General features: G+C 68.9%; 18 protein-coding genes and 1 tRNA gene. 16 read left to right on the forward strand and 3 right to left on the reverse strand.

Features of this window, described 5'->3' with window-relative positions:
* Positions 1-168 precede the first annotated feature (168 nt).
* Positions 169-765, forward strand: a complete 597-nt coding sequence (locus AC3AOF_RS18800) for an SCO family protein (protein WP_488346171.1) — start codon at positions 169-171, stop codon at positions 763-765.
* 4 nt (positions 766-769) lie between these two features.
* Here the strand turns inward: AC3AOF_RS18800 and AC3AOF_RS18805 are convergent, their stop codons facing one another.
* Positions 770-2650 carry a glycosyltransferase gene (locus tag AC3AOF_RS18805; RefSeq protein WP_488346172.1) on the reverse strand — a complete coding sequence of 627 codons (1881 nt, stop codon included), beginning with the start codon at positions 2648-2650 and terminating at the stop codon, positions 770-772.
* Between the two features lie 169 nt (positions 2651-2819).
* On the opposite strand from AC3AOF_RS18805, the gene AC3AOF_RS18810 reads away from it, so the two are divergent.
* Positions 2820-3617 carry a transporter substrate-binding domain-containing protein gene (locus AC3AOF_RS18810; protein WP_488349017.1) on the forward strand — a complete coding sequence of 266 codons (798 nt, stop codon included), beginning with the start codon at positions 2820-2822 and terminating at the stop codon, positions 3615-3617.
* 10 nt (positions 3618-3627) lie between these two features.
* On the opposite strand, the gene AC3AOF_RS18815 is transcribed toward AC3AOF_RS18810, so the two are convergent.
* Together AC3AOF_RS18815 and AC3AOF_RS18820 are read right to left on the reverse strand one after the other, a co-directional pair.
* Complete coding sequence (locus AC3AOF_RS18815) at positions 3628-4416, reverse strand: SDR family NAD(P)-dependent oxidoreductase (RefSeq protein ID WP_488346173.1); 789 nt, start codon at positions 4414-4416, stop codon at positions 3628-3630.
* A 10-nt stretch (positions 4417-4426) separates the two neighbouring features.
* The gene (locus tag AC3AOF_RS18820; protein WP_236989413.1) at positions 4427-5209 is read right to left on the reverse strand and encodes an SDR family NAD(P)-dependent oxidoreductase; all 783 of its coding nucleotides are present in this window, start codon (positions 5207-5209) and stop codon (positions 4427-4429) included.
* A 289-nt stretch (positions 5210-5498) separates the two neighbouring features.
* On the opposite strand from AC3AOF_RS18820, the gene AC3AOF_RS18825 reads away from it, so the two are divergent.
* From AC3AOF_RS18825 to rpoC, 14 genes are all read left to right on the forward strand, one after another.
* Positions 5499-6524, forward strand: coding sequence for an LLM class flavin-dependent oxidoreductase (locus AC3AOF_RS18825; protein ID WP_236989412.1), 1026 nt, complete (start codon positions 5499-5501; stop codon positions 6522-6524).
* Positions 6525-6635: 111 nt separating this feature from the next.
* A complete protein-coding gene (locus AC3AOF_RS18830; RefSeq protein ID WP_488346174.1) occupies positions 6636-8336 on the forward strand; it encodes a lysine--tRNA ligase in 1701 nt (566 codons plus the stop codon).
* Positions 8337-8469: 133 nt separating this feature from the next.
* Positions 8470-8835: a hypothetical protein gene (locus tag AC3AOF_RS18835; RefSeq protein WP_236989410.1), complete on the forward strand. Its 366-nt coding sequence runs from the start codon at positions 8470-8472 to the stop codon at positions 8833-8835.
* A 110-nt stretch (positions 8836-8945) separates the two neighbouring features.
* Complete coding sequence (tuf, locus tag AC3AOF_RS18840; RefSeq protein WP_048437545.1) at positions 8946-10136, forward strand: elongation factor Tu; 1191 nt, start codon at positions 8946-8948, stop codon at positions 10134-10136.
* Between the two features lie 480 nt (positions 10137-10616).
* Positions 10617-10693: transfer RNA gene (locus AC3AOF_RS18845), tRNA-Trp, on the forward strand.
* 208 nt (positions 10694-10901) lie between these two features.
* Positions 10902-11207: a preprotein translocase subunit SecE gene (secE, locus tag AC3AOF_RS18850; RefSeq protein ID WP_236989409.1), complete on the forward strand. Its 306-nt coding sequence runs from the start codon at positions 10902-10904 to the stop codon at positions 11205-11207.
* Between the two features lie 66 nt (positions 11208-11273).
* Entirely contained in the window at positions 11274-11807 is a 534-nt protein-coding gene (gene nusG / locus AC3AOF_RS18855; protein WP_109975431.1) for a transcription termination/antitermination protein NusG, read from the forward strand.
* A gap of 182 nt (positions 11808-11989) precedes the next feature.
* Positions 11990-12439, forward strand: a complete 450-nt coding sequence (gene rplK / locus AC3AOF_RS18860) for a 50S ribosomal protein L11 (protein WP_048430287.1) — start codon at positions 11990-11992, stop codon at positions 12437-12439.
* A 12-nt stretch (positions 12440-12451) separates the two neighbouring features.
* Positions 12452-13159, forward strand: coding sequence for a 50S ribosomal protein L1 (gene rplA, locus AC3AOF_RS18865; protein WP_048430286.1), 708 nt, complete (start codon positions 12452-12454; stop codon positions 13157-13159).
* Positions 13160-13343: 184 nt separating this feature from the next.
* Positions 13344-14957: a B12-binding domain-containing radical SAM protein gene (locus AC3AOF_RS18870; RefSeq protein WP_236989408.1), complete on the forward strand. Its 1614-nt coding sequence runs from the start codon at positions 13344-13346 to the stop codon at positions 14955-14957.
* Positions 14958-15541: 584 nt separating this feature from the next.
* Positions 15542-16075 carry a 50S ribosomal protein L10 gene (rplJ, locus tag AC3AOF_RS18875; RefSeq protein ID WP_203157569.1) on the forward strand — a complete coding sequence of 178 codons (534 nt, stop codon included), beginning with the start codon at positions 15542-15544 and terminating at the stop codon, positions 16073-16075.
* 51 nt (positions 16076-16126) lie between these two features.
* A complete protein-coding gene (rplL, locus tag AC3AOF_RS18880; RefSeq protein WP_236989407.1) occupies positions 16127-16504 on the forward strand; it encodes a 50S ribosomal protein L7/L12 in 378 nt (125 codons plus the stop codon).
* Between the two features lie 355 nt (positions 16505-16859).
* Positions 16860-20984: a DNA-directed RNA polymerase subunit beta gene (rpoB, locus tag AC3AOF_RS18885; RefSeq protein WP_236989406.1), complete on the forward strand. Its 4125-nt coding sequence runs from the start codon at positions 16860-16862 to the stop codon at positions 20982-20984.
* A 135-nt stretch (positions 20985-21119) separates the two neighbouring features.
* Positions 21120-25325: a DNA-directed RNA polymerase subunit beta' gene (gene rpoC, locus AC3AOF_RS18890; RefSeq protein ID WP_236989405.1), complete on the forward strand. Its 4206-nt coding sequence runs from the start codon at positions 21120-21122 to the stop codon at positions 25323-25325.
* Positions 25326-25591: the final 266 nt, after the last annotated feature.

The raw sequence follows: 25591 nt of genomic DNA on the forward strand, positions 1-25591 counted from the left end.
GGGGCTCGGTTACCTCACGCCTGCTCACGCGCAGGGCAGTGCTGCGCCTACTGCGCGGGCAATCCGCTCTGCATCTCCAGCGGGGCGACCGCGTGCCCCCTTGCGGGCAGAGGCGGGCGGTGCTCCACCGGCCTCCGACCGTTACGGGAAGCCAGGAAGACCCCGCCGATGCCCCTCACGCCCCGGATGCGCCGCGCCGCGATCCCGCTCCTCGTCTTCGTTCTCGGCCTCGCGGTGCTGGGCTTTGCCGCCAGCCTGATGCTCGGCCGGCCCGTCGCCACCGGCGTCAGCGCGGTCGGCGGGCCGTTCACCCTGGTGGACCAGGACGGCCGCACGGTCACCGACCGGGACTTTTCCGGCAAGCCGCACCTGGTGTTCTTCGGCTTCACGCATTGCCCGGACATCTGCCCGACCACCCTGCAGCAGATCTCCGACGTGCTGGCGGCGCTCGGGCCGAAGGGGAACGACGTGAAGGCGCTGTTCGTCACCGTCGACCCCGAGCGCGACGACCCGAAGGCGCTGAAGGACTACCTGTCGAGCTTCGATCCCCGCATCGTCGGGCTCACCGGCTCGCCCGAGGCGGTCGCCGCCACCGTGAAGGCCTACCGGGCCTATAGCCGCAAGGTGCCGCTGAAGGAGGGCGACTACACGATGGAGCACACCGCGCTCGTCTACATCATGGACGGACGCGGCCATTTCGTCGGCTCGCTCAACCTGATGCGCCCGGCCAAGGACGCGGCGGACGAGGTGGCGCGCCAGCTCTGACCGTTCAGCTCCTCCGCCGCATCGCGCCCGTGCGCGAGGTGGCGGAGAGGCCGTGCTCGGTCTTGTTCCAGCGGTAGGGCGCGAGCAGCAATTCGATGAGGCCGAGCCAGGCGGCGACGCTGACGAGGCCGTAATAGACCGGCAGCATCAGCACCCAGGGGGCGAGGCTCCACCAGCCCCGCCGCAACCCGCCGGCGAGCGCCGGCAGCCACATCGCCGCGAGGCCGGCGGCGAAGACGGTCAGGCCCGTCGCCGTCACCAGGTTGGCGAGGAGGTCGGGACCTGCCGGCAGCGGGCCGGCGGCGAGGGTCCAGGCCGCCAGCCCGATCCCGAACGGGTAGGCCAGGGCCGAGACGACCGTGCCGGGCACCATCGCCACCGCGCAGAGCAGGCCCAGCGGCCCGAGGCGCCGCCAGGCCCGGATGGGGTGCCGGCTATGGGTGATGGTGGTCTGGACGAAGCCCTTCATCCAGCGGGTGCGCTGGCGCAGCCAGGGCCGGACCCGCGCGGGCGCCTCCTCCAGGGTCGCGAGCGGCAGGTCGCCGACCCGGTAGCCGGCGAGCGACAGGCGCAGGCCCAGATCGGCATCCTCGGTGACGTTCCAGGCGTCCCAGCCGTGCAGCTCGCGCAAGACCTGCGTGCGGAAATGCGTCGTCGTCCCGCCGAGCGGCACCGGCAGGTGCGCCGCCGTCAGCAGCGGCAGCAGCACGTCGAACAAAGCCGCATATTCGAGGGTGAAGCAGCGGGTAAGCCAGGAATCCTCGGTGTTGTCGATCACCAGCCGGCCCTGCAGGCAGGCGAGCCGGTCCGGGCCGGCGCGGAACAGGGCGGCGGCCGCCTTCAGCTGGCGCGGATCCGGCACGTCCTCGGCGTCGTAGACCACGAGGTGCTCGCCGCGGGCGAGCGGCAGGGCGACGTTGAGGGCCCGCGGCTTGGTGCGCGGCAGGCCGGGCGGCGCCGTGACCACCTCGAACCGGGCCGGCAGCGGCAGGGCGGCCAAAGCCGCCGCGGTGGCCGTGTCGTCGGCCTCGATCACGAATTTCACGTCGAGCTTGGAGGCCGGGTAGTCGAGGCGGGCGAGCGCGCGCACCAGGCGCGGCACCACCTTCGTCTCGCGGTAGAGCGCCACCAGCACGGTGTAGACCGGCAGTTCCGCATCCGGCAGGGGGCCCAAATCGGAGGCCAAGTCGGGGCCCAAGTCGGGGGCCAAGTCGGATCCCAAGTCGGGCAGGGCTGCCGGCCGCAGCAGCGGGGCGGCGAGGCGGAAGACGATCACCGCCAGGACCGCGAGGTTGAGGAGGACCAGAAGGGCGAGCTGCAGCCAAGGCGACGCTTCGACCAGCAGCAGGGCCGCCGCGACCCCGAGCAGCAGCACGAGAACCTGCGCCGGATGCAGCCCCGGGCGATAGGCCCAGTCGGGCGCGCGCACCTCCAGCGCCTCGGCGGCCCGTGCGGCGGCGCGGGGCCCGGCGGTGGCGAGCACGGCGCCGGCGAGCGCCGCCGGCGTGGTGAAGACGGCGCCGGGCGGCGCACCGGCCGAGAGGAGCGCCGCGACCGCCCCGGGCGGCGGGGCCAGAAAGACCTCTCCCGCAGCGCCGACGGCGGCACCGAGACGGATGTCGTCGGGAAACCGCGCCGCGGGATGCAGGACGAGGCCGGTGCCGCGGAACGGCCGGCCGAGCGCCCGGGCGAGGGCGGCGTAATAATCGGCCTCGCTCATCAGTCCCGCGCGCAGCAGGGCTGCGGCCGGCTCCGTGCCCTCCCGGCGCGCCAGGAGGGCGGCATCACGGACGAGCCCGAGGTCGACCCCCTGGCCGAGCAGGAAGGCGAGCTCGCCGGGCAGGACGAGGGCTGCACCCTGCGGAGACCGGACCTCGACGAACATCGCAAGTGCCCTCGACGAGGCCGGCTCCCACCGGCGGAGGTTCGTGGTAGGAGAGCCTATGGCCCGTACCGTCTCCGCGACAGCGTCGCGCTCCTCCGCCCGCGAATTCCTTGCGAATGTGGCGCGAGTGCCGCAGCGTCAGATGCAAGGCCTGATTGCCGCCGTGCTGATGCTCGCCGCGGTACCGGCGGCCGCCGCCGAGGCGGTGACGATCCCGAATTTCTGGAACCCCCGCGCCCGGCTGGAGCGGCCCGAGCCGCCGCAGACCACGAGGCCGATCCGCTTCCTCACCGACGACGAGTACCCGCCGCTGCACTTCGCCGGGCCGGACGGCAACCCGACCGGCTTTGCGGTGGAACTGGCCCGGGCGGCCTGCGAGAAGCTCGGCCTGACCTGCACCGTCCAGGTGCGCCGCTTCGACACGCTGCTCGACGCGCTCCAGGCCAACCAGGGCGACGTGGTGGCCGCCGCGATCCCGCTCACCGCGGCGCTCAGGGCCGACCACCGGGCGACCCGGCCGTATTTCCGCTGGCCGGCCCGCTTCGCGGTGCGGGGCGACAAGAGCCTGCCGGCGCCCGACGGGAAGGTCGTGGCCGAGCATCCCGTCGGCGTGGTCTCGGGCACCGCGCACGAAGCGTATCTCCGCACCTTCTTCCACGCGACGCCGAAGACCTATCCGGATCTCGGCACCGCCGAGGCGGCCCTGCGCCGGGGCGAGATCGAGTACCTGTTCGGCGACGGGTTGGCGCTCGCCCTGTGGATCGGCGGCACCGAGGCGGCGGGGTGCTGCGCCTTCTCGGGCGGCGACTACCTGGAGAACCGCTATTTCGGCGAGGGCATCGGCTTCGTCACCCGCAAGGAGGACGAGGCCCTGGCCCGCGCCCTCGACGACGCGCTCCAGCGCCTGTGGGACGAGGGGAAGTATGCCGAATTGTACCTGCGGTTCTTTCCTGTCGGCCCGTTCTGAGCGGGTGCCGTCATGCCTTCCGCGGCACGAAGGGATGCGTGCTCGACAACCCGCCATCGACGCTGAGCGCCTGGCCGTTGACGTAGGAGGCCTCCTCGCTCGCCAGGAACAGGGCCGCGGCGGCGATCTCCTCAGGCAGGCCCGCCCGGCGCTGCGGATTGAGCTGGCCGATGCGGTCCTCCTTGCCCTTGGCGCGGGCCGCGGCGAACAGACCCGCCGTCATGCCGGTCTCGATCAGGCCGGGGCAGACGGCGTTGATCCGCAAGCCCGTCCCCGCGAAGGCGTCGGCGGCGGTCTGGACGAGGCTGATCACCCCGGCCTTGCTGGCGCTGTAGGCCGCCCCCGCCGCGTTGGCGCGAAGTCCCGCCACCGAGGCGGTGCAGACGATCGAACCCCCGCCGTGGCGCAGGAGCAGCGGAGCCCCGTGCTTGATCGCCAGGAAGGTGCCGATCAGGTTGACCCGCAGCACCTCCTCCCACAGTTCCACGCTCTGCTCGGTGAACGGCACGGTGCCGCCGCCGATCCCCGCATTGGCATGGATCGCGTCGAGCCGGCCGAATTCGCGGGCGGTGGCGGCGAGGAAGCCGGTCACGTCGGCCTCGCGGCCGGCATCCGCCGTCAACGCCAGGGCCCGGCCGCCCTCCGCCGCGATCAGCGCCGCGGTTTCCTCGGCGCCGGCGGCGTCGCGGTCGACCACCGCGACGGCCGCGCCCTCGCGGGCAAAGAGCAGGGCGGAGGCGCGGCCGATGCCGCTGCCGGCCCCGGTGACGAGGACGGCCTTGCCGGTGAATCGTGCCATCGCATCCTCCTCACGCGACCGTGTAGCCGCCGTCGATCACCAGCACCTGGCCGGTCTGGTAGGCGGACGCCCCGCTCATCAGGTAGACGGCGATCCCCCCGAAATCCTCCGGACGGCCGAAGCGGCGGGCGGGGATGCGCGGCAGGTTGAACGTGACGAACTTCTCGTTCGCCAGGAGGCCGGCGGTCATGTCGCTCTCGATCCAGCCCGGCAGGATCGCGTTCGCGGTCACCCCGTAGCGGGCGAGTTCGACCGCCAGCGCCCGCACCATCGCGTTGAGCGCCCCCTTGGTGGCGCCGTAATGCTCGTTGCGCGCGGCTCCCAGCAGCGAGGCGACGCTCGACGTGGCGACGAGCCGCCCGAAGGCGTCGCCCGTGCCCGCCCGCTCGGCCATGTGCCGGCCCGCGACCTGGAAGCTCGCCACCACTCCGTCGAGGTTGACCGCGAAGGTTCGGCGCCATTCCTCCGCGTCCCGCTCCAGGAACGAGCGCCGCCCGCCACCGGCCACGCCGGCATTGGCGAACATCCCGTCGACCCGGCCGAAGCGGGCGAGCGTGGCGTCGAAGGCGCGCTGCACCGCGTCCGGATCGGCGACGTCGCAGATCTCGGCCGCGACCGGGGCGCCGGTGGCTTCCAGGCGCGCGAGGGCGTGCCGGTTCTTTGCCGCGTCGCGACCCCAGATCGAGACCGCGCAGCCGGCCCCGGCCAGGGCCTCCGCCATGCCGAGGCCGATGCCGCCATTGCCGCCGGTGATCACCGCCACCCGGCCGGTGAGATCGAACAATCCCGCCATGGATCCTCCTCGGACCGCCCGTCTCGCTGCTGCCGCGGGCGCAGGCGTCAGCATCGGTGAAACGCCGGACCCGGGCAAGGCCCGCTTTCGAAAGCTCGGAATGGATGGACGCCCCGGCCTGCTCGCTTCGTCCGAAGAGCCGGTATGCCCACGGAGCTCGGCCGGAACCGGCCGGTCCGCGCCGCCCATGCATGTCACGCATCGGCCTCACGCGCTTGCATCCGCCGCCATCAGCCCAAATCTTGGAACCCAGCAGGGGACATGCACTCACACCCTCCGGGATCCGCCGATGCCGCCACTCTCCGTCCTCGACCTCGCGCCGATCCCGCAAGGGTCCACGCCCGGCGACGCGTTGCGCAACACGCTCGATCTGGCGCAAGCCGCCGATCGCTGGGGCTTCACCCGCTACTGGGTGGCCGAGCACCACAACATGACCGGCATCGCCAGCGCGGCCACCTCGGTGGTGGTGGGCTACATCGCCGGGGGCACGCACCGGATCCGGGTCGGGGCGGGCGGCATCATGCTGCCGAACCACTCGCCGATGGTGATCGCCGAGCAGTTCGGCACGCTCGCCGAGCTCTATCCCGGCCGCATCGATCTGGGCTTGGGCCGGGCCCCCGGCACCGACCAGCGCACCCTGCGGGCGCTCCGCCGCGACCCGGCGGCCTCCGACCATTTCCCGCAGGACGTGCTCGAACTCCAGACGCTCCTCGGGCCGCTGGATGCCGGCCGGGTGATCCAGGCGGTGCCGGGCACGGGCACCAACGTGCCGCTGTGGATCCTCGGCTCCAGCCTGTTCGGGGCGCAGCTCGCCGCGATGCTGGGCCTGCCTTACGCCTTCGCGTCGCATTTCGCGCCCGATGCCCTGATGCAGGCGCTCGAGGTCTACCGCGCCCGCTTCGAGCCCTCAGGCCAGCTGTCCAAGCCCCACGCGATGATCGGCGTCAACGTGATCGCGGCGGAGACCGATCGCGAGGCGCGGCGGCTGTTCACCTCGGCCCAGCAGGCCTTCACCAACATCTTCCGCGGCACCCGCGGCCAGCTGCCGCCGCCGATCGACGACATCGAGACCTATTGGTCGGGCCACGAGAAGCTGCAGGCGTCGGGCATGCTGGCCTGCTCGGTGGTCGGCTCGCCCGAGACGGTGCGCCAGGGCCTCGCGGCGATCGCGGCCCGCACGGGGGCCGACGAGCTGATGGTGGCTGCCGCGATCCACGACCACCGGGCGCGCCTGCGCTCCTACGAGATCCTGGCCGACATCATGGCCGGGTCGCAGGCGGCCGGGAGAGCGGTGCGCGAACCCGCCCACGCCTGAGCGGATCGCCTCGCGTTGACCCTCGGGAGTGCGGCCCATAGGGTGCCGGGCTCCCGAAACGCTCAACCGAAGGCCGCGCCCGCGGCCTCACAGGCCGAAAACCCCCTCGCCATGTCCGTATACAGCATTGATCCCGCCCTGGCGGAGGCCGCCGCCTCCGCGTCCGCCTGGCCTTTCGAGGAGGCGCGCAAGCTCGTCGCCCGGCTGGAACGGACGGGCAAAGGCGAGGTGCTGTTCGAGACCGGCTACGGTCCCTCGGGCCTGCCGCATATCGGCACCTTCGGTGAGGTCGCCCGTACCTCGATGGTGCGCCAGGCCTTCCGGACGCTGACCGGCGACCGCATTCCCACCCGCCTCGTCGCGTTCTCGGACGACATGGACGGCTTGCGCAAGGTGCCGGAGAACGTGCCGAACAAGGCGCTGCTCTCCGAGAACCTCAACAAGCCGCTGACCGCGGTGCCGGACCCGTTCGGCACCCATGACAGCTTCGGCGCCCATAACAACGCCGAACTGCGCCGCTTCCTCGATTCGTTCGGTTTCGAGTACGAGTTCCTGTCGGCGACCGAGTGCTACCGCTCGGGCCGGTTCGACGCGACCCTGCTGCGGGTGCTGGAGCGCTACGACGCCGTGATGGCGGTGATGCTGCCGTCCCTGCGCGCCGAGCGCTCGGCCTCCTACTCGCCGTTCCTGCCGCTCCACCCGGTCACGGGCCATGTGATGCAGGTGCCGATCGACGAGGTGAAGGTGTCCTCGGGCACCATCGTGTGGCGTGATCCCGCCACGGGCGAATCTTACGAGACCCCGGTCACCGGCGGCCACGCCAAGCTGCAGTGGAAGCCCGACTGGGCGATGCGCTGGGTCGCGCTCGGCGTCGATTACGAGATGGCCGGCAAGGACCTGATCGACTCGGTCAAGCTCTCCGGGCAGATCGCCCGGGCGCTCGGCGCCGAGCCGCCCGAGGGCTTCAACTACGAGCTGTTCCTCGACGAGAAGGGCCAGAAGATCTCGAAGTCGAAGGGCAACGGGCTCACCATCGACGAGTGGCTGGCCTACGGCACGCCCGAGAGCCTCGCCCTGTTCATGTACAACAAGCCGCGGGAGGCCAAGCGCCTGCATTTCGACGTCATCCCGCGCCACGTCGACGACTACCTGTCGTTCCTCGACAAGTTCCCCGGCCAGGAGCCGAAGCTGAAGCTCGGCAACCCGGTCTGGCACCTGCATGCCGGCGCGCCGCCGGAGCCGGAGCGGGTCGGGAATGGCGGGGCGATCCCGTTCGCGATGTTGCTCAACCTCGTGGCGGTGGCCAATACCGAGGATCCGGCGGTGCTCTGGGGCTTCATCCGCCGCTACGCGCCGGAGGCCTCGCCCGCGACGCATCCGCGCCTCGACCGGTTGGTCCACCACGCCGTGCGCTACTTCCGCGACTTCGTGCGCCCGGCCAAGACCTACCGGGCCCCGAGCGAGGAGGAGGCGGCGGCCCTGCGCGACCTCTCCGAAACGCTCGCTGCGCAGACCGGCTCGACCGATCCGGAGGCCCTCCAGGCTGCGGTCTACGAGGTCGGGCGGCGCCACTTCCCCGACCTGTCGGGCAAGTCGAAGAGCCCGGACGGGCGGCCGGGCGTGTCGCAGACCTGGTTCACCACGCTCTACGGCATCCTGCTCGGCGAGGCCCGGGGCCCGCGCTTCGGCTCTTTCGTCGCGCTCTACGGCGTCGAGGAGACCCGGGCACTCATCGCCCGCGCCCTGTCGGGGGCGCTCGCCGAGGAACACGCGGCGTTCCTGAAGAGCCGCAAGGCTCCGGAAGCGGCCTGATCCACGCATCGGCCCCCGCCTCGCGGCGGGGGTCGTCCCGGCGTTGTCCCCATCCATTCCCCCGGTTACCTTGGCAGCAGGGAATCAGTGGTGGTATGGAACAGAACAGGAACAAACGCCCCGGGACCTCGCCATGCGCGCCGTGATGCCGCTTCTGCTCATCGCCCTGTCGGGTCCGTCCCACGCCATCGAGGTGGCGCGGCCGGCCCGCGAGGCGGCGGCGATCGCAAGGCTGAAGGGCTGCCTGGCGCGGGAATCGGCCGCGGCGCGGACGCGCCACGAGACGGCCGAGCACTTCGCCGTGCGGGCCCAGCATATCTGCCTCCCGGCCAAGCGCGACGCCGCGCGGGCCAAGGCCGTGGCCCTCGTCGCCGCGGGCTTCACCGAGGCGCCAGACCTCGTCGGCGCGGTCGAGCAACTGCTCTCCGACCACGAGCGCGAGACGGCGGAAGCCTATGCCCGCAGCCTCGACCGCCGGCGCGTCGCCGGGACCCCCTGAGGGGGTGCCCCGCGCGATGCCGGACTTGATCAACCGGCGCTAACCCTCTAAGCGGGCCGCGCCTTCCGCCCGGCTGGACGTCGTGGGCGGGCTTGCCGCAGGTGAGGGATATGGCCAAGGAAAAGTTTTCGCGGACGAAGCCGCACTGCAACATCGGCACCATCGGTCACGTTGACCATGGCAAGACCTCGCTGACCGCGGCGATCACGAAGGTCCTGGCCGAATCTGGCGGCGCGACGTTCACGGCGTACGACCAGATCGACAAGGCGCCGGAGGAGAAGGCGCGCGGCATCACGATCTCGACGGCGCACGTCGAGTACGAGACCCCGAACCGGCACTACGCGCACGTCGACTGCCCCGGGCACGCCGACTACGTGAAGAACATGATCACGGGTGCGGCGCAGATGGACGGCGCGATCCTGGTGGTGTCGGCGGCCGACGGCCCGATGCCGCAGACCCGCGAGCACATCCTGCTCGCCCGCCAGGTCGGCGTTCCTGCGCTGGTTGTGTTCATGAACAAGGTCGACATGGTCGACGATCCGGAGCTCCTCGAGCTGGTCGAGCTGGAGGTGCGCGAGCTTCTCTCGAAGTACGACTTCCCGGGCGACGACATCCCGATCACCAAGGGCTCGGCTTTGTGCGCGCTGGAGAACCGCGAGCCGAAGATCGGCCACGAGGCGATCCTCGAGCTGATGAAGACGGTGGACGCCTACATCCCGCAGCCTGAGCGTCCGATCGACCTGCCGTTCCTGATGCCGATCGAGGACGTGTTCTCGATTTCGGGCCGCGGCACGGTGGTGACGGGCCGGGTCGAGCGCGGGATCGTGAAGGTCGGCGAGTCGGTGGAGATCGTCGGCATCCGCCCGACGACGACGACGACGGTGACCGGCGTCGAGATGTTCCGCAAGCTGCTCGACCAGGGCCAGGCGGGCGACAACGTCGGCGTTCTCCTGCGCGGCACGAAGCGCGAGGACGTGGAGCGTGGGCAGGTGGTGTGCAAGCCGGGTTCGGTGAAGCCGCACACGAAGTTCAAGGCCGAGGCGTACATCCTGACGAAGGAGGAGGGCGGGCGCCACACACCGTTCTTCACCAACTACCGTCCTCAGTTCTACTTCCGGACGACGGACGTGACGGGCGTGTGCCAGCTTCCCGAGGGCACCGAGATGGTGATGCCGGGCGACAACGTGACGATGGACGTGACGCTGATCGTTCCGATCGCCATGGAGGAGAAGCTGCGCTTCGCCATCCGCGAGGGCGGCCGCACCGTCGGCGCCGGCGTCGTCGCCTCCATCACCGAGTAAGTCGACCGGTCCGGGGCTGCAAGGCGGCCTCGGGCTCTGAAGCGAAGGGGCGGGCGCCTGACCGGGCGCCCGCCCTTTTTCGTTGCTCGAATACGATTCGGCTCTTGGCACTTCACGTCATCTCACCCTGGATCTCATCCTGAGGTGTCAGCCCATCGAAGGTGGGCTGACCTCGAAGGAGGGCTCCAGGGATCGCAGCGGCTTCTGGAGCCCTCCTTCGAGGCCCACTGCGTGGGCACCTCAGGATGAGGTCGCTAATGGGAGACAGGTGCTGCAATCCCAGCCCGAGATGCCCGGCCAAGCCTGCTCGGGCTGTCAGGGCACCTGGCAGGCCCTGCAACGCAACCCTGCGACGCGATGGAGCCGGGCGGGACCGCGGCCACGCGCCGGGCGATCGAGCCGATGTCGCATCCTGTCGCGACATTCCGCTTGCATCGCCCCCGGCGATCCGGCTACAGAGCGGTCGCGCCGCGGCGCTGCAGGAGTGTAGCTCAACTGGTCAGAGCACCGGTCTCCAAAACCGGGGGTTGGGGGTTCGAGTCCCTCCACTCCTGCCAGAGACCGCGAGCCGACCGGAGCCTCCGCCATCACCGGCAGACCTCCGAATAACAATCCGTCCGGGACAGTCGACAAGCGCAGGCAACTGCGCTAGACGCTGCGCCCATCCCAGATCGAACAGGCGGCGAGGCGGGCCGGGGTGATCCTTCGGGTGATCCTGTAGCCCGCGTGCCGCCGTTGGTTTCGAGCGCATCGGTTGTCCGAGCCATGGCATCGAACGAAGCGACGAAGAAGATGGACCTCGGGCGCAACGCCTCCCGCAGCACCCCGCCGGCCCGCGGCGGCGCTTCTCCGACCCCGCCCGTGCGTCCGGCGCAGAAGCGCGTCGGTCCGTTCGAGTTCCTCCAGCAGGTGCGCGACGAGGGCCGGAAGGTCACCTGGCCGACCCGCAAGGAGACCCTGGTCACCACCCTGATGGTGTTCGTCATGGTGGTGGTGGCGAGCGTGTTCTTCACCGTCGTCGACCAGGTGCTGCGCTATGCGGTGACGCTGGTGCTGGGCATCGGGGCCTGATCGAGCAGAGATGACCCGGCAGATGCCGGCCCGCGACGGGGCCGCCGCCGGACTGGAGTGAACGCCGTGTCGAAGCGCTGGTACATCGTCCACGCCTATTCGAACTTCGAGAACAAGGTCGCGCAGTCGATCAAGGATCAGGCGGCGCAGCGCGGCCTGACGGAGAAGTTCGACGAGGTCATGGTCCCGACCGAGAAGGTCGTGGAGGTGCGCCGCGGCCGCAAGGTCGATGCCGAGCGCAAGTTCTTCCCCGGCTACGTGCTGGTGAAGTGCGACCTCACCGACGAGGTCTACCACCTCATCAAGAACACCCCGAAGGTCACGGGCTTCCTCGGCGCCGACAAGTCGAAGCCGGTGCCGATCCCGGATGCCGAGGCCGAGCGCATCAAGGGCCAGGTCCAGGAAGGCACCGAGCGCCCGAAGGCCTCGATCGCCTACGAGGTCGGCGAGCAGGTCCGCGTCGCGGACGGCCCCTTCGCGTCCTTCAACGGTGTCGTCGAGGAAGTCGACGAGAGCCGCTCCCGCCTCAAGGTGGCGGTCTCCATCTTCGGCCGGGCGACCCCGGTCGAGCTCGAATACGGTCAGGTCGAGAAGCTCTGATCGTACCCGGCGGATCGGTTCGGGAACCGTACGGGGCGCGGCAGCGCGCCTCGTCTTTTTACGTTCCCGAACGATCCGCCCCTCACCCGCGGAAGGCCCGCCCGGAAACGCCTCCGGGAGCCCGGGCCGCACCGCGACCTGCAACCGCCCTCATTGTTTAGGGCTATTCTGGGAGCAGTCCCATGGCGAAGAAGATCACGGGCTACGTGAAGCTTCAGGTCCCGGCCGGCGCCGCCAATCCGTCGCCGCCGATCGGTCCCGCGCTCGGTCAGCGCGGCCTCAACATCATGGAATTCTGCAAGGCCTTCAACGCGAAGACCGCGCAGATCGAGAAGGGCACCCCGATCCCGGTGATCATCACCGCGTATCAGGACCGCTCCTTCACCTTCGAGATGAAGCAGCCCCCGGTCTCCTTCTTCCTGAAGAAGGCCGCCGGCCTGAAGATCGGCAAGAAGCCGGCCTCCGGCTCGAAGACCCCCGGCAAGGGCGCGCCCGCCGGCAAGGTCTCCGAGGCGCAGATCCGCGAGATCGCCGAGAAGAAGATGCCCGACCTGAACTGCGATTCGGTCGATTCCGCCGTCGCCATGATCCGCGGCTCCGCCCGCGCGATGGGCCTCGAGATCACCGCGTAAGGGGAGGGCGACATGGCACAGACAGGCAAGCGCATCCGCGCCGCCCGCGAGGGCATCGCGGTCACCAAGCTCTATCCGCTCGACGAGGCGGTGAAGCTGATCAAGGAGCGGGCCAAGGCCAAGTTCGACGAGACCTTCGAGGTCTCGATGAATCTCGGCGTCGATCCCCGCCACGCCGACCAGATGGTCCGCGGCGTCTGCAACCTGCCGAACGGCTCCGGCCGGACCGTGCGGGTGGCGGTGTTCGCCCGCGGCCCGAAGGCCGACGAGGCGCGGGCCGCCGGTGCCGACATCGTCGGCGCCGAGGACCTGCTCGAGACGATCCAGGGCGGCACGATCGACTTCGATCGCTGCATCGCCACCCCGGACATGATGCCGCTGGTCGGCCGCCTCGGTAAGGTGCTGGGCCCGCGCGGCCTGATGCCGAACCCGAAGGTCGGCACCGTCACCATGGACGTGAAGGGCGCCGTCGCCGGCGCCAAGGGCGGCTCGGTCGAGTTCCGCGTCGAGAAGGCGGGCATCGTCCACGCCGGCATCGGCAAGGTCTCGTTCGACGAGCAGAAGATCGTCGAGAACATCCGTGCCTTCGCGGATGCCGTGGCCAAGGCGAAGCCCGCCGGTGCCAAGGGCACCTACATCCAGCGCATCGCCGTCTCCTCGACGATGGGCCCGGGCGTGAAGGTCGATCCCTCGAGCGTGCTGGTCTCCGCCGGCGCCTGAGCCGGCGCGACGGTCGCGACACCGATCTGAGGCGCCCGGTCCGGCAACGGACCGGGCGTTTCGCGTTGGGGCCGGCCCGGTCGTCTGACCCTGCGGCATCAGGGGGCCCGGCCGGCGGCCGCATTGCGCGAAAAGCTGACGCGCCGGGGCAGCCTTCCGGCGACGCTGTGCTAGATAAGGCCCCATGCGCAGCACCGTCCCGGTCTCCTCCTCGCGACGCATCCTCTGCGTCTTCCCCGCCTACACGCCCTCGTTCGGCACCTTCTCGCACGCCTATCCGCTGATGGGCGGCGTCAAGGCCTTCATGCCGCCGCAGGGGCTCCTGGTGATCGCCGCCTACATGCCGGAGGCATGGGAGGTGCGGTTCATCGACGAGAACATCGCTCGGGCCAGTCCCGAGGATTTCGCCTGGGCCGACGCGGTCTTCGTCTCGGGCATGCATATCCAGGAGGGCCAGATCCACGAGATCGGCCGCCGGGCCCATGCCGCCGGCAAGGTCGCGGTCCTCGGCGGCCCGTCCGTCTCCGGCGCGCCGGAGAAGTACCCGGATTTCGACTACCTCCATCTCGGCGAGATCGGCGACGCCACCGACCGGCTGATCCGGCGCCTCGACGAGACCGTGGCGGTGCCGGCAGAGCCCGAGCGCTTCGAGACCGCCGACCGGCTCGCGCTCTCCGACTTCCCGGCCCCGGCCTACGAGCGGGTGCCGCTCAAGCGCTACCTGATCGGCTCGCTGCAATTCTCGTCGGGCTGCCCCTATCGCTGCGAGTTCTGCGACATCCCGCAGCTCTACGGCCGCCAGCCGCGGTTGAAGACGCCCGAGCAGCTCTGCGCCGAACTCGACGCGATCGTGGCGCAGCCCGCTCACCCGGCGGTGGTCTACTTCGTCGACGACAACTTCATCGGCAACCGCAAGGCGACCCGAGAGATGCTGCCCCACCTCGTGGAGTGGCAGAAGCGGAACAACTATCCCCTGCAGTTCGCCTGCGAGGCGACGCTGAACATGGCCAAGCAGCCCGAGATCCTCGAGCTGATGCGCCAGGCCAACTTCATGACGGTGTTCGTCGGCATCGAGACCCCGGAGGCCGACGCGCTCAAGGGCATCGACAAGACCCACAACGCCGCCGTGCCGATGTACGAGGCGATCGAGACCCTGAACTCCTACGGGCTGGAGGTGACCTCGGGCATCATCCTCGGCCTCGACACCGACACCGACAAGTCCGAGCAGAACCTGATCGACTTCATCGACCGCTCGGCGATTCCGGTCCTCACCATCAACCTGCTCCAGGCCCTGCCCAAGACCCCGCTCTGGGACCGCCTGGAGCGCGAGGGCCGGCTCGTCCACGATGCCAGCCTCGAATCGAACGTGCTGTTCAAGCGACCGCACGACGACGTGGTGCGATCCTGGCGCCGGGCCATCGCCCATGCCTACTCGCCCGAGCAGCTGTTCGAGCGCTTCAAGCGCCAATGCGACGTCACCTACCCGAACCGGATCACCACGCCGACGGCCGGCAAGCTGACGCTGACCAACCTGCGCCGCGGCCTGATCCTCGGCTTCAACATCGTCACCCGGGTCGGCCTGTTCTCGGATTACCGCAAGCCGTTCTGGCGCGCGGCGGGATACGCCCTCAAGCGCGGGCAGATCGAGGCGGTGTTCAACATGGGCTTCGTCGCCCACCACCTGATCCGCTTCACCCGCGAGGCGCTGCGCGGCGAGCACAACGCCTCGTTCTACGCGGCACAGGACAAGGCCAAGGCGGAGGCCGCCGCGAGGGGAGGGGCCCGGCAGGCGGCGTGAGCCGCGACGACCACGAGTCTGGCGTGAGCCGCGAAGGTCGGGAATCCAACGGCATGACCTGGAGGGTCTGACGGGAAATCCGCCCCTGCGACCGAATTTCCTCGTGCCGGGCGAAATTTCCCCTGCCGGGGCACTTGGCAGGGCGTTTGCACGCCGCTATAGACCCGGCTCCACGTTTCCGAGATCGAAAGGATTCGGCCGACAGGCCGGTCCTGGAGAGAGGTCCCCGGGCGACCGGGTGACCAGAGTGGCCGGAAGGGCTCAGGGGGAAACCCCTCGCGCCCCGTCCGGCCATGTCCTGTCCGAGACTGCAGGCGCCGGCATCCGCCGGCTTAATCCGCAAAGCCTGCACAGACGGGGAAGACCGAGTTTCACCGCCCCCTGGCCTTACCCGGGTCAAGCGGGGCGTCGGTTTGAACCATCTCGCCCGAGGCGAGGGACCGCACGGTCCTTGGCATCGGGGGCAGGGCCGTGAAAGCGTCGTTCGGGACGCCGCGGTCTTCCTGTGAAGGCCCCGGCTCATCCTGGGCGGCAACTGCAACCGGCGGGGCCCATCCGGGTTCCGCCAACCGGAGAGAGCCAAGGTGGACAGAGCAGCAAAAGCTGATCTCGTCTCGACGCTCAACGGGGTGTTCACCAGCACCTCCGTCGTCGTCGTGGCCCACTACAAGGGCCTCACGGTCGCCGACATGCAGAAGCTGCGCTCGCAGATGAAGCAGGCCGGCGCCACCGTGAAGGTCGCGAAGAACCGCCTCGCCAACATCGCTCTCGAAGGCACGGACGTCGCCTCCATTCAGCCCCTCCTGAAGGGCCCGACCCTGCTCGCTTATTCGAGCGATCCGGTCGCGGCCGCCAAGGTGGCGGTGGACTTCGCCAAGGCCAACGAGAAGCTGGTCATCCTCGGCGGAGCCATGGGGACGACCGCCCTGAACCCGGACGGCGTGAAGGCCCTGGCCTCGCTGCCGTCCCTCGACGAACTGCGCGCCAAGATCGTGGGCCTGGTCCAGGCTCCCGCGACCAAGATCGCCCAGGTCGTCAACGCGCCGGCCGCCAAGCTCGCGCGCGTGTTCGGGGCCTATGCCAAGACCGGCGACGCCCAGACCGACGAAGCGGCCTAACGGGCTGTTCGAGACCAAACCGTTCAAACCGACAACATCAGGAAGTGAAAAATGGCTGATCTTGCCAAGCTCGTCGACGACCTGTCCTCGCTGACCGTTCTCGAGGCCGCCGAGCTCGCGAAGATGCTCGAGGAGAAGTGGGGCGTCTCGGCCGCTGCCGCCGTCGCCGTCGCTGCCGGCCCGGCCGGTGGCGCCGCTGCCGCCCCCGTCGAGGAGCAGACCGAGTTCACGGTCGTGCTCGCCGCCGCCGGCGACAAGAAGATCGAGGTCATCAAGGAGGTCCGCGCGATCACCGGCCTCGGCCTCAAGGAGGCCAAGGACCTGGTCGAGGGCGCTCCGAAGCCGATCAAGGAGGGCGTGTCCAAGGACGACGCCGCCAAGCTCAAGGCCCAGCTCGAGAAGGCCGGCGCCAAGGTCGAGCTCAAGTAAGTCGGTGGCGGGCCACCCGGCCCGCCGCGCGCTCCGGACCGGTCTCAGGCCGGTCCGGGGCCACCAGCCCGCGGGCCTCGCGCTCGCGGGCTATGGTCGCTTCAAGTGCTTCTCATGAAACTCCCGCTGCGCCGACGTGGCCACAAGCGAGCGACGACGGTGATCGGGAGTTTCATGAGAGACACTTGGCGCACCCCCTCGGGATCCGGGGTACGGATCACCATATAGGTTTTCAAGGGATGCGGGCGGCCGGTGCACGGGCGGTCCGCGCGGTGACGGCAGGTTGATGCGGGCTCGATTCGGCCAGCGTCCCACCGGGGCCGTATAAGCGGTGGATGAGGAGCGAGGTCAACCCATGGCCAACACGCTGGTCGGTCGCAAGCGCATTCGCAAGTTCTTCGGCAAGATTCGGGAAGTCGCCGAGATGCCGAACCTCATCGAGGTCCAGAAGGCGTCATACGACCAGTTCCTGATGGTGGACGAGCCCGAAGGCGGGCGCGCCGACGAGGGCCTGCAATCGGTCTTCAAGTCCGTCTTCCCGATCTCCGACTTCTCCTCGACCGCGCTCCTCGAGTTCGTCAAGTACACGTTCGAGCAGCCGAAATACGACGTCGACGAGTGCCGCCAGCGCGGCATCACCTTCGCCGCCCCGCTGAAGGTGACCCTGCGGCTGATTGTGTTCGATGTCGATCCCGATACCGGTGCCAAGTCGGTCAAGGACATCAAGGAGCAGGACGTCTACATGGGCGACATGCCCCTGATGACGGAGAACGGCACCTTCATCGTCAACGGCACCGAGCGCGTCATCGTCTCGCAGATGCACCGCTCGCCGGGCGTGTTCTTCGACCACGACAAGGGCAAGACCCACTCCTCGGGCAAGCTCCTGTTCGCGGCGCGCATCATCCCGTATCGCGGCTCCTGGCTCGACGTCGAATTCGACGCCAAGGACATCGTGCACGCCCGCATCGACCGCAAGCGCAAGATCCCCGTCACCTCGCTGCTCTTCGCGCTCGGCCTCGACGGTGAAGAGATCCTGTCGACCTTCTACAACCGCGTCACCTACGTGCGTGACGGGCACGATTGGCGCGTGCCCTACGATGCCGAGCGGCTGAAGGGCTTCAAGGCCTCGGCCGACCTGATCGACGCCGATTCGGGCGAGGTGGTGCTGGAGGCCGGCAAGAAGCTGACCGCCCGCAACGCCCGCCAGATCGCCGAGAAGGGCGTGAAGGCGCTGCGCGCCACCGACGAGGACCTGATCGGCCAGTACATCGCCGAGGACATGGTCAACTACAAGACCGGCGAGATCTACGCCGAGGCCGGCGACGAGATCAGCGAGAAGGTCCTCAAGGGCCTGACCGACGTCGGCATCGAGGAGATCCCGGTCCTCGACATCGACCACGTCAATATCGGCCCCTACATCCGCAACACGCTCGCCGTCGACAAGAACTCGGCCCGCGAGGGTGCGCTGTTCGACATCTACCGGGTGATGCGCCCGGGCGAGCCGCCGACGCTCGAGACCGCCGAGGCGATGTTCCATTCGCTGTTCTTCGACGCGGAGCGCTACGACCTCTCGGCCGTCGGCCGGGTGAAGATGAACATGCGCCTCGACCTCGACGCGGCCGACACCGTGCGGACGCTGCGGCGCGAGGACATGCTGGCGGTCGTCAAGGCGCTGGTGGATCTCCGCGACGGCAAGGGCGAGATCGACGACATCGACCATCTCGGCAACCGCCGGGTGCGTTCGGTCGGCGAGCTGATGGAGAACCAGTACCGTCTGGGTCTCCTGCGCATGGAGCGCGCCATCAAGGAGCGGATGTCGTCGGTCGACATCGACACCGTGATGCCGCAGGACCTGATCAACGCGAAGCCGGCGGCGGCCGCGGTGCGCGAGTTCTTCGGCTCGTCGCAGCTGTCGCAGTTCATGGATCAGACCAATCCGCTCTCCGAGGTGACGCACAAGCGCCGTCTCTCGGCGCTCGGCCCGGGCGGCCTGACCCGCGAGCGCGCCGGCTTCGAGGTGCGCGACGTGCACCCGACCCATTACGGCCGCATCTGCCCGATCGAGACGCCGGAAGGCCCCAACATCGGCCTGATCAACTCGCTCGCCACCTTCGCCCGGGTGAACAAGTACGGCTTCATCGAGACCCCGTTCCGCCGCGTGCGCGACGGCGTGGTCACCGACGAGGTCGCCTACCTCTCCGCCATGGAGGAGGCGAAGTACCACGTCGCCCAGGCCAACGCGCAGATGGACGAGAACCGCAAGCTCACGGAAGACCTGGTGGTCTGCCGGCGGGCGGGCGAGGTGATCGTCGTCGGCCCCGAGCGGGTCGACCTGATGGACGTGAGCCCCAAGCAGCTCGTGTCGGTCGCCGCGGCGCTGATCCCGTTCCTCGAGAACGACGACGCCAACCGCGCGCTGATGGGATCGAACATGCAGCGCCAGGCGGTGCCGCTTGTCCGCGCCGACGCGCCCTTCGTCGGCACCGGCATGGAGGCGGTGGTCGCGCGCGATTCGGGGGCCGCCATCGGCGCCCGGCGCGCCGGCGTCATCGATCAGGTCGACGCGACCCGTATCGTCATCCGCGCCACCGACGAGGCCGACGCCTCGAAGCCTGGCGTCGACATCTACCGGCTGCAGAAGTTCCAGCGCTCGAACCAGTCGACCTGCATCACCCAGAAGCCGCTCGTGCGCGTCGGCGACGTGGTGAAGAAGGGCGACATCATTGCCGACGGTCCCTCGACCGAGTTCGGCGAGCTGGCGCTCGGCCGCAACGTGCTCGTCGCGTTCATGCCGTGGAACGGCTACAACTTCGAGGACTCGATCCTGCTCTCCGAGCGGATCGTGAAGGATGACGTGTTCACCTCGATCCACATCGAGGAATTCGAGGTGATGGCCCGCGACACCAAGCTGGGTCCGGAAGAGATCACCCGCGACATCCCGAACGTCTCGGAAGAGGCGCTCAAGAACCTCGACGAGGCCGGCATCGTCTATATCGGCGCCGAGGTCCACGCGGGCGACATCCTGGTCGGCAAGATCACCCCGAAGGGCGAGAGCCCGATGACGCCGGAGGAGAAGCTCCTCCGCGCCATCTTCGGCGAGAAGGCCTCGGACGTGCGCGACACCTCGTTGCGGGTGCCGCCGGGCGTCACCGGCACGATCGTCGAGGTCCGGGTGTTCAACCGCCACGGCGTCGACAAGGACGAGCGCGCCCAGGCCATCGAGCGCGAGGAGATCGAGCGCCTCGCCAAGGACCGCGACGACGAGCAGGCGATCCTCGACCGCAACACCTATGCGCGTCTCGGCGATCTCCTGGTCGGCCAGTCGCCGGTCGCAGGCCCGAAGGGCTTCAAGAAGGAGACCCTGCTGACCCGCGAGCTGCTGGCCGACTACCCGCGCTCGCAATGGTGGCAGTTCGCCGTCGTCGAAGACCGTCTCATGACCGAGATGGAGGCGATGCAGAAGCAGTACGACGAGTCGAAGAAGCGCCTCGAGCAGCGCTTCCTCGACAAGGTCGAGAAGCTGCAGCGCGGCGACGAGCTGCCCCCCGGCGTCATGAAGATGGTCAAGGTCTTCGTGGCGGTGAAGCGCAAGATCCAGCCCGGCGACAAGATGGCGGGCCGGCACGGCAACAAGGGCGTCGTGTCGCGCATCGTCCCGATCGAGGACATGCCGTTCCTGGAGGACGGCACCCACGCCGACATCGTGCTCAACCCGCTCGGCGTGCCGAGCCGGATGAATGTCGGGCAGATCCTCGAGACCCATCTGGGCTGGGCCGCCGCGGGCCTCGGCCGTCAGGTCTCGCAGGCCGTGGATGCTTACTTGCGCACCCACGACATCGAGCCCCTGCGCGAGCGGATGAAGGCGATCTACAGCGAGTCCGAGCTGGCCGGCCTGACCGACCAGGATCTCGCCGAGGTCGGCAACAACCTGCGCCGCGGCGTCCCGATGGCCACCCCGGTGTTCAACGGCGCCAAGGAAGCCGACATCGAGACCATGCTGGAGATGGCCGGTCTCGACCGGTCGGGCCAGTCGACGCTCTATGACGGGCGCACCGGCGAGCCCTTCGACCGCAAGGTCACGGTCGGCTACATCTACATGCTGAAGCTGCACCACCTGGTGGACGACAAGATCCACGCGCGCTCGATCGGTCCGTACTCGCTCGTCACCCAGCAGCCCCTGGGCGGCAAGGCGCAGTTCGGCGGCCAGCGCTTCGGCGAGATGGAGGTGTGGGCGCTCGAGGCCTACGGCGCCGCCTACACGCTGCAGGAGATGCTGACGGTGAAGTCCGACGACGTCGCCGGCCGCACCAAGGTCTACGAGGCCATCGTGCGCGGCGACGACACCTTCGAGGCGGGCATCCCGGAGAGCTTCAACGTGCTGGTGAAGGAGATGCGGTCGCTCGGCCTCAACGTCGAGCTGCTGTCCTCCAAGCGCGCGGCGAACGACCAGCTCGAGGCGCCCCCGGAGGCGGCCGAGTAGGCTCGTCCCAAACCAACCAACTGACGACGGCGGCGGGGCCCTCTCCACGAGGGCCCCGGCCGCCGAAACCCGTTTCCCTCAGACGGCGGCCCCGGCCCGGCCCTTCGCGGCGCCCCGTCAGCCAAGGAGCAGATCATGAACCAAGAGGTCATGAATCTTTTCAACCAGCAGGCTCAGCCTCAGAGCTTCGACCAGATCAAGATCTCGATCTCGTCGCCTGAGAAGATCCTGTCCTGGTCCTACGGCGAGATCAAGAAGCCCGAGACCATCAACTATCGCACGTTCAAGCCCGAGCGTGACGGCTTGTTCTGTGCCCGGATCTTCGGGCCGATCAAGGATTACGAGTGCTTGTGCGGCAAGTACAAGCGCATGAAGTACAAGGGCGTGATCTGCGAGAAGTGCGGCGTCGAGGTCACCCTCGCGCGGGTCCGTCGCGACCGCATGGGCCATATCGAGCTCGCCGCGCCCGTCGCCCATATCTGGTTCCTGAAGTCGCTGCCGAGCCGCATCGGCCTGCTGCTCGACATGGCGCTCAAGGACCTCGAGCGCATCCTGTATTTCGAGTCCTACGTCACCATCGAGCCGGGCCTCACCCCGCTGAAGGAGCGTCAGCTCCTCTCGGAGGAGGAGTACCTGCGCGCGCAGGAGGAGTACGGCGAGGATAGCTTCACCGCCATGATCGGCGCGGAGGCGATCCGGCGCATCCTCCAGGAGCTCGACCTCGACAAGATCGCGGCCGACCTGCGCGAGGAGATCGCCACCACCACCTCCGAGCTGAAGCCCAAGAAGCTGCTGAAGCGCCTCAAGATCATCGAGGCGTTCCAGATGTCGGGCAACCGGCCCGAGTGGATGATCCTGACCGTCGTGCCGGTGATCCCGCCGGACCTGCGCCCGCTCGTCCCGCTCGACGGCGGCCGCTTCGCGACCTCGGACCTCAACGACCTCTACCGCCGCGTCATCAACCGCAACAACCGCCTCAAGCGGCTGATCGAGCTGCGCGCGCCCGACATCATCATCCGCAACGAGAAGCGGATGCTGCAGGAGGCGGTCGACGCGCTGTTCGACAACGGCCGTCGCGGCCGCGTCATCACGGGCGCCAACAAGCGCCCGCTGAAGTCGCTCGCCGATATGCTGAAGGGCAAGCAGGGCCGGTTCCGCCAGAACCTGCTCGGCAAGCGCGTCGATTATTCCGGCCGCTCGGTCATCGTGGTCGGCCCGGAGCTGAAGCTGCACCAGTGCGGGCTGCCGAAGAAGATGGCGCTCGAGCTGTTCAAGCCCTTCATCTACGCGCGCCTCGACGCCAAGGGCTTCTCGGCCACGGTGAAGCAGGCCAAGAAGCTCGTCGAGAAGGAGAAGCCGGAGGTCTGGGACATCCTGGACGAGGTGATCCGCGAGCATCCCGTGATGCTGAACCGGGCGCCGACCTTGCACCGCCTCGGTATCCAGGCGTTCGAGCCGAAGCTGATCGAGGGCAAGGCGATCCAGCTGCATCCGCTGGTCTGCGCCGCGTTCAACGCCGACTTCGACGGCGACCAGATGGCCGTGCACGTCCCGCTGTCGCTGGAGGCGCAGCTGGAAGCGCGCGTCCTGATGATGTCGACGAACAACATCCTGCATCCGGCCAACGGCGCGCCGATCATCGTGCCGTCGCAGGACATCGTGCTCGGCCTCTACTACCTGTCGATCGTCGCCGACGGCTCGCCGGGTGAGCACAAGCCGAACGATCCGAAGAACCCGATGAAGGGCGTCTTCGGCGATTTCGGGGAGCTCGAGCACGCGCTCGCGGCCCGCACGGTCACGCTGCACACCAAGATCAAGTGGCGCTGGCGCGGCCTCGATTCCGAGGGCAACGAGGTCAGCCGCATCTACGACACCACGCCGGGCCGCGTGATCCTGTCCAGCGTGCTGCCGCGCCACAAGCGCGTCCCCTTCGACGTCGTCAACAAGCTGATGACGAAGAAGGAGATCTCGGCGATGATCGACACCGTCTACCGCCATTGCGGTCAGAAGGAGTCGGTGATCTTCTGCGACCGCATCATGGGTCTCGGCTTCATCCACGCTTTCCGCGCCGGCATCTCGTTCGGCAAGGACGACATGGTGGTGCCGGACAACAAGTGGTCGATCGTCGACGAGACCCGCACGCTCGTGAAGGATTACGAGCAGCAGTACCAGGACGGTCTGATCACCCAGGGCGAGAAGTACAACAAGGTCGTGGACGCCTGGGCCAAGTGCTCCGACCGTCTCGCCGGCGAGATGATGAACCGCATCTCGTCCGTGCAGAAGGACGAGCACGGCGCCGACAAGCAGGTCAACTCGATCTACATGATGAGCCACTCGGGCGCCCGTGGCTCGCCGGCGCAGATGAAGCAACTCGCGGCGATGCGCGGTCTGATGGCCAAGCCCTCGGGCGAGATCATCGAGACCCCGATCATCTCGAACTTCAAGGAAGGCCTCGACGTTCTCGAGTACTTCAACTCGACGCACGGCGCCCGCAAGGGCCTCGCGGACACCGCGCTCAAGACCGCGAATTCCGGCTACCTGACCCGCCGCCTCGTCGACGTGGCCCAGGACGCGGTGATCCGCGAGGTGGATTGCGGCACCGAGAGCGGCATCCGGATGCGCGCGATCATCGATGCCGGCCAGGTCGTGGCCTCGCTGGCGACCCGCATCCTCGGCCGCGCCACGGCCGAGGACCTGATCGCCAATGACGGCTCGATCATCGTCGCCAAGGGTGAGACGATCGAGGAGAAGCACCTCGAGCCGATCACCAAGGCCGGCATCCAGGAGGTGAAGATCCGCTCGGTCCTGGTCTGCGCGACCCGGAACGGCGTCTGCGCCACCTGCTACGGGCGCGACCTCGCCCGCGGCACGCCCGTCAACATGGGTGAGGCCGTCGGCGTCATCGCGGCGCAGTCGATCGGCGAGCCGGGCACCCAGCTCACGATGCGCACCTTCCACATCGGCGGCGCGGCCCAGATCGCCGACTCGTCCTTCATCGAGTCGAGCTTCGAGGGCACGGTGCGGATCCGCAACCGCGGCCTCGCCCGCAACTCGGACGGCGACCTCGTCGCCATCGGCCGCAACGTGGCGGTGGTGATCGTCGGGCCGGACGGCACCGAGCGGGCGGTCCACCGTCTGCAATACGGCGCCCGCGTCCGTGTCGACGAGGGCGACGCGATCAAGCGCGGCCAGCGCATCGCCGAGTGGGATCCCTACACCCGGCCGATCCTGACCGAGATCGACGGGATCGTGGCCTACGAGGACCTGATCGACGGCCAGTCGATCACCGAGACGACCGACGAATCGACCGGCATCGCCAAGCGCGTCGTCATCGACTGGCGCGGCTCGGCGCGGACGGCGGACCTGCGTCCGGCGCTCGCGATCCACGACCAGAACGGCCGGGTGCAGAAGCTGCCGCGCGGCTCGGATGCCCGCTCGATCCTGCCGGTCGAGGCGATCATCGGCGTCGATCCGGGCACCCGGGTCAAGGCCGGCGACATCCTCGCCCGCGTCTCGACCGACAGCGCCAAGACCCGCGACATCACCGGCGGTCTGCCGCGGGTGGCGGAGCTGTTCGAGGCGCGCCGGCCGAAGGACGCGGCGATCATCGCCGAGAAGTCCGGCACGATCTCGTTCGGGCGCGACTACAAGAACAAGCGCCGCCTGAGCCTGACCCCGCATGACGGCTCCGAGCCGGTGGAGTACCTGATCCCGAAGGGCAAGCACATCCACCTGCAGGACGGCGACGTGGTCGAGCTCGGCGACTTCATCGTCGACGGCAACCCGGCGCCGCACGACATCCTGGCGATCAAGGGCGTGGAGGAGCTTGCAGCCTACCTCGTCAACGAAATCCAGGAGGTCTACCGGCTCCAGGGCGTGTCGATCAACGACAAGCACATCGAGGTCATCGTCCGGCAGATGCTGCAGAAGGTGGAGATCACCGACGGCGGCGATTCCGAGATCCTGACCGGCGACCAGATCGACCGAATGGAGCTGGCCGAGTTCAACGAGAAGCTGCTCGCCGAGGGCAAAAAGCCGATCCAGGGCGTCCCGGTCCTGCTCGGCATCACCAAGGCCTCGCTGCAGACCCGCTCGTTCATCTCGGCGGCCTCGTTCCAGGAGACCACCCGCGTCCTCACCGAGGCGGCGGTCAACGGCAAGGTCGACAACCTCGAGGGCCTGAAGGAGAACGTCATCGTCGGGTCGCTGATCCCGGCGGGCACCGGCGCAATGATCTCCGACATCAAGTCGATCGCGCGCCGCCGCGACGGGCTGATCATGGCCCAGAAGTCGGCCGAGAGCGGCGCGGCGGTCGCCGAGCACCTCCCCGCCGCCGAATAGGGCAGGGGAGTCCGGCGGGCGCCAGCGCCCGCCGACCCGACGACAAAAAAGGCCGGCGCTCCCTCGCGGGGGCGCCGGCCTTTTCGCGTAAGCAGCCAAGCTTTAAGGGAAAGTTTCTGCTTGACGATCGCGTGACGAGCCCGTAATAGCCCCTCCTACTGAACGGCTGGCCGTAGGCGACAGCTGATCGACGTGCCCCTCGTGCCTCGATCCAAGTCTCCTAAACGCGACCGAACTTCAAGCGACTGACACGTGTCAGACCGGCA

The sequence above is a fragment of the Methylobacterium sp. 142-1Y genome, assembly GCF_057747795.1.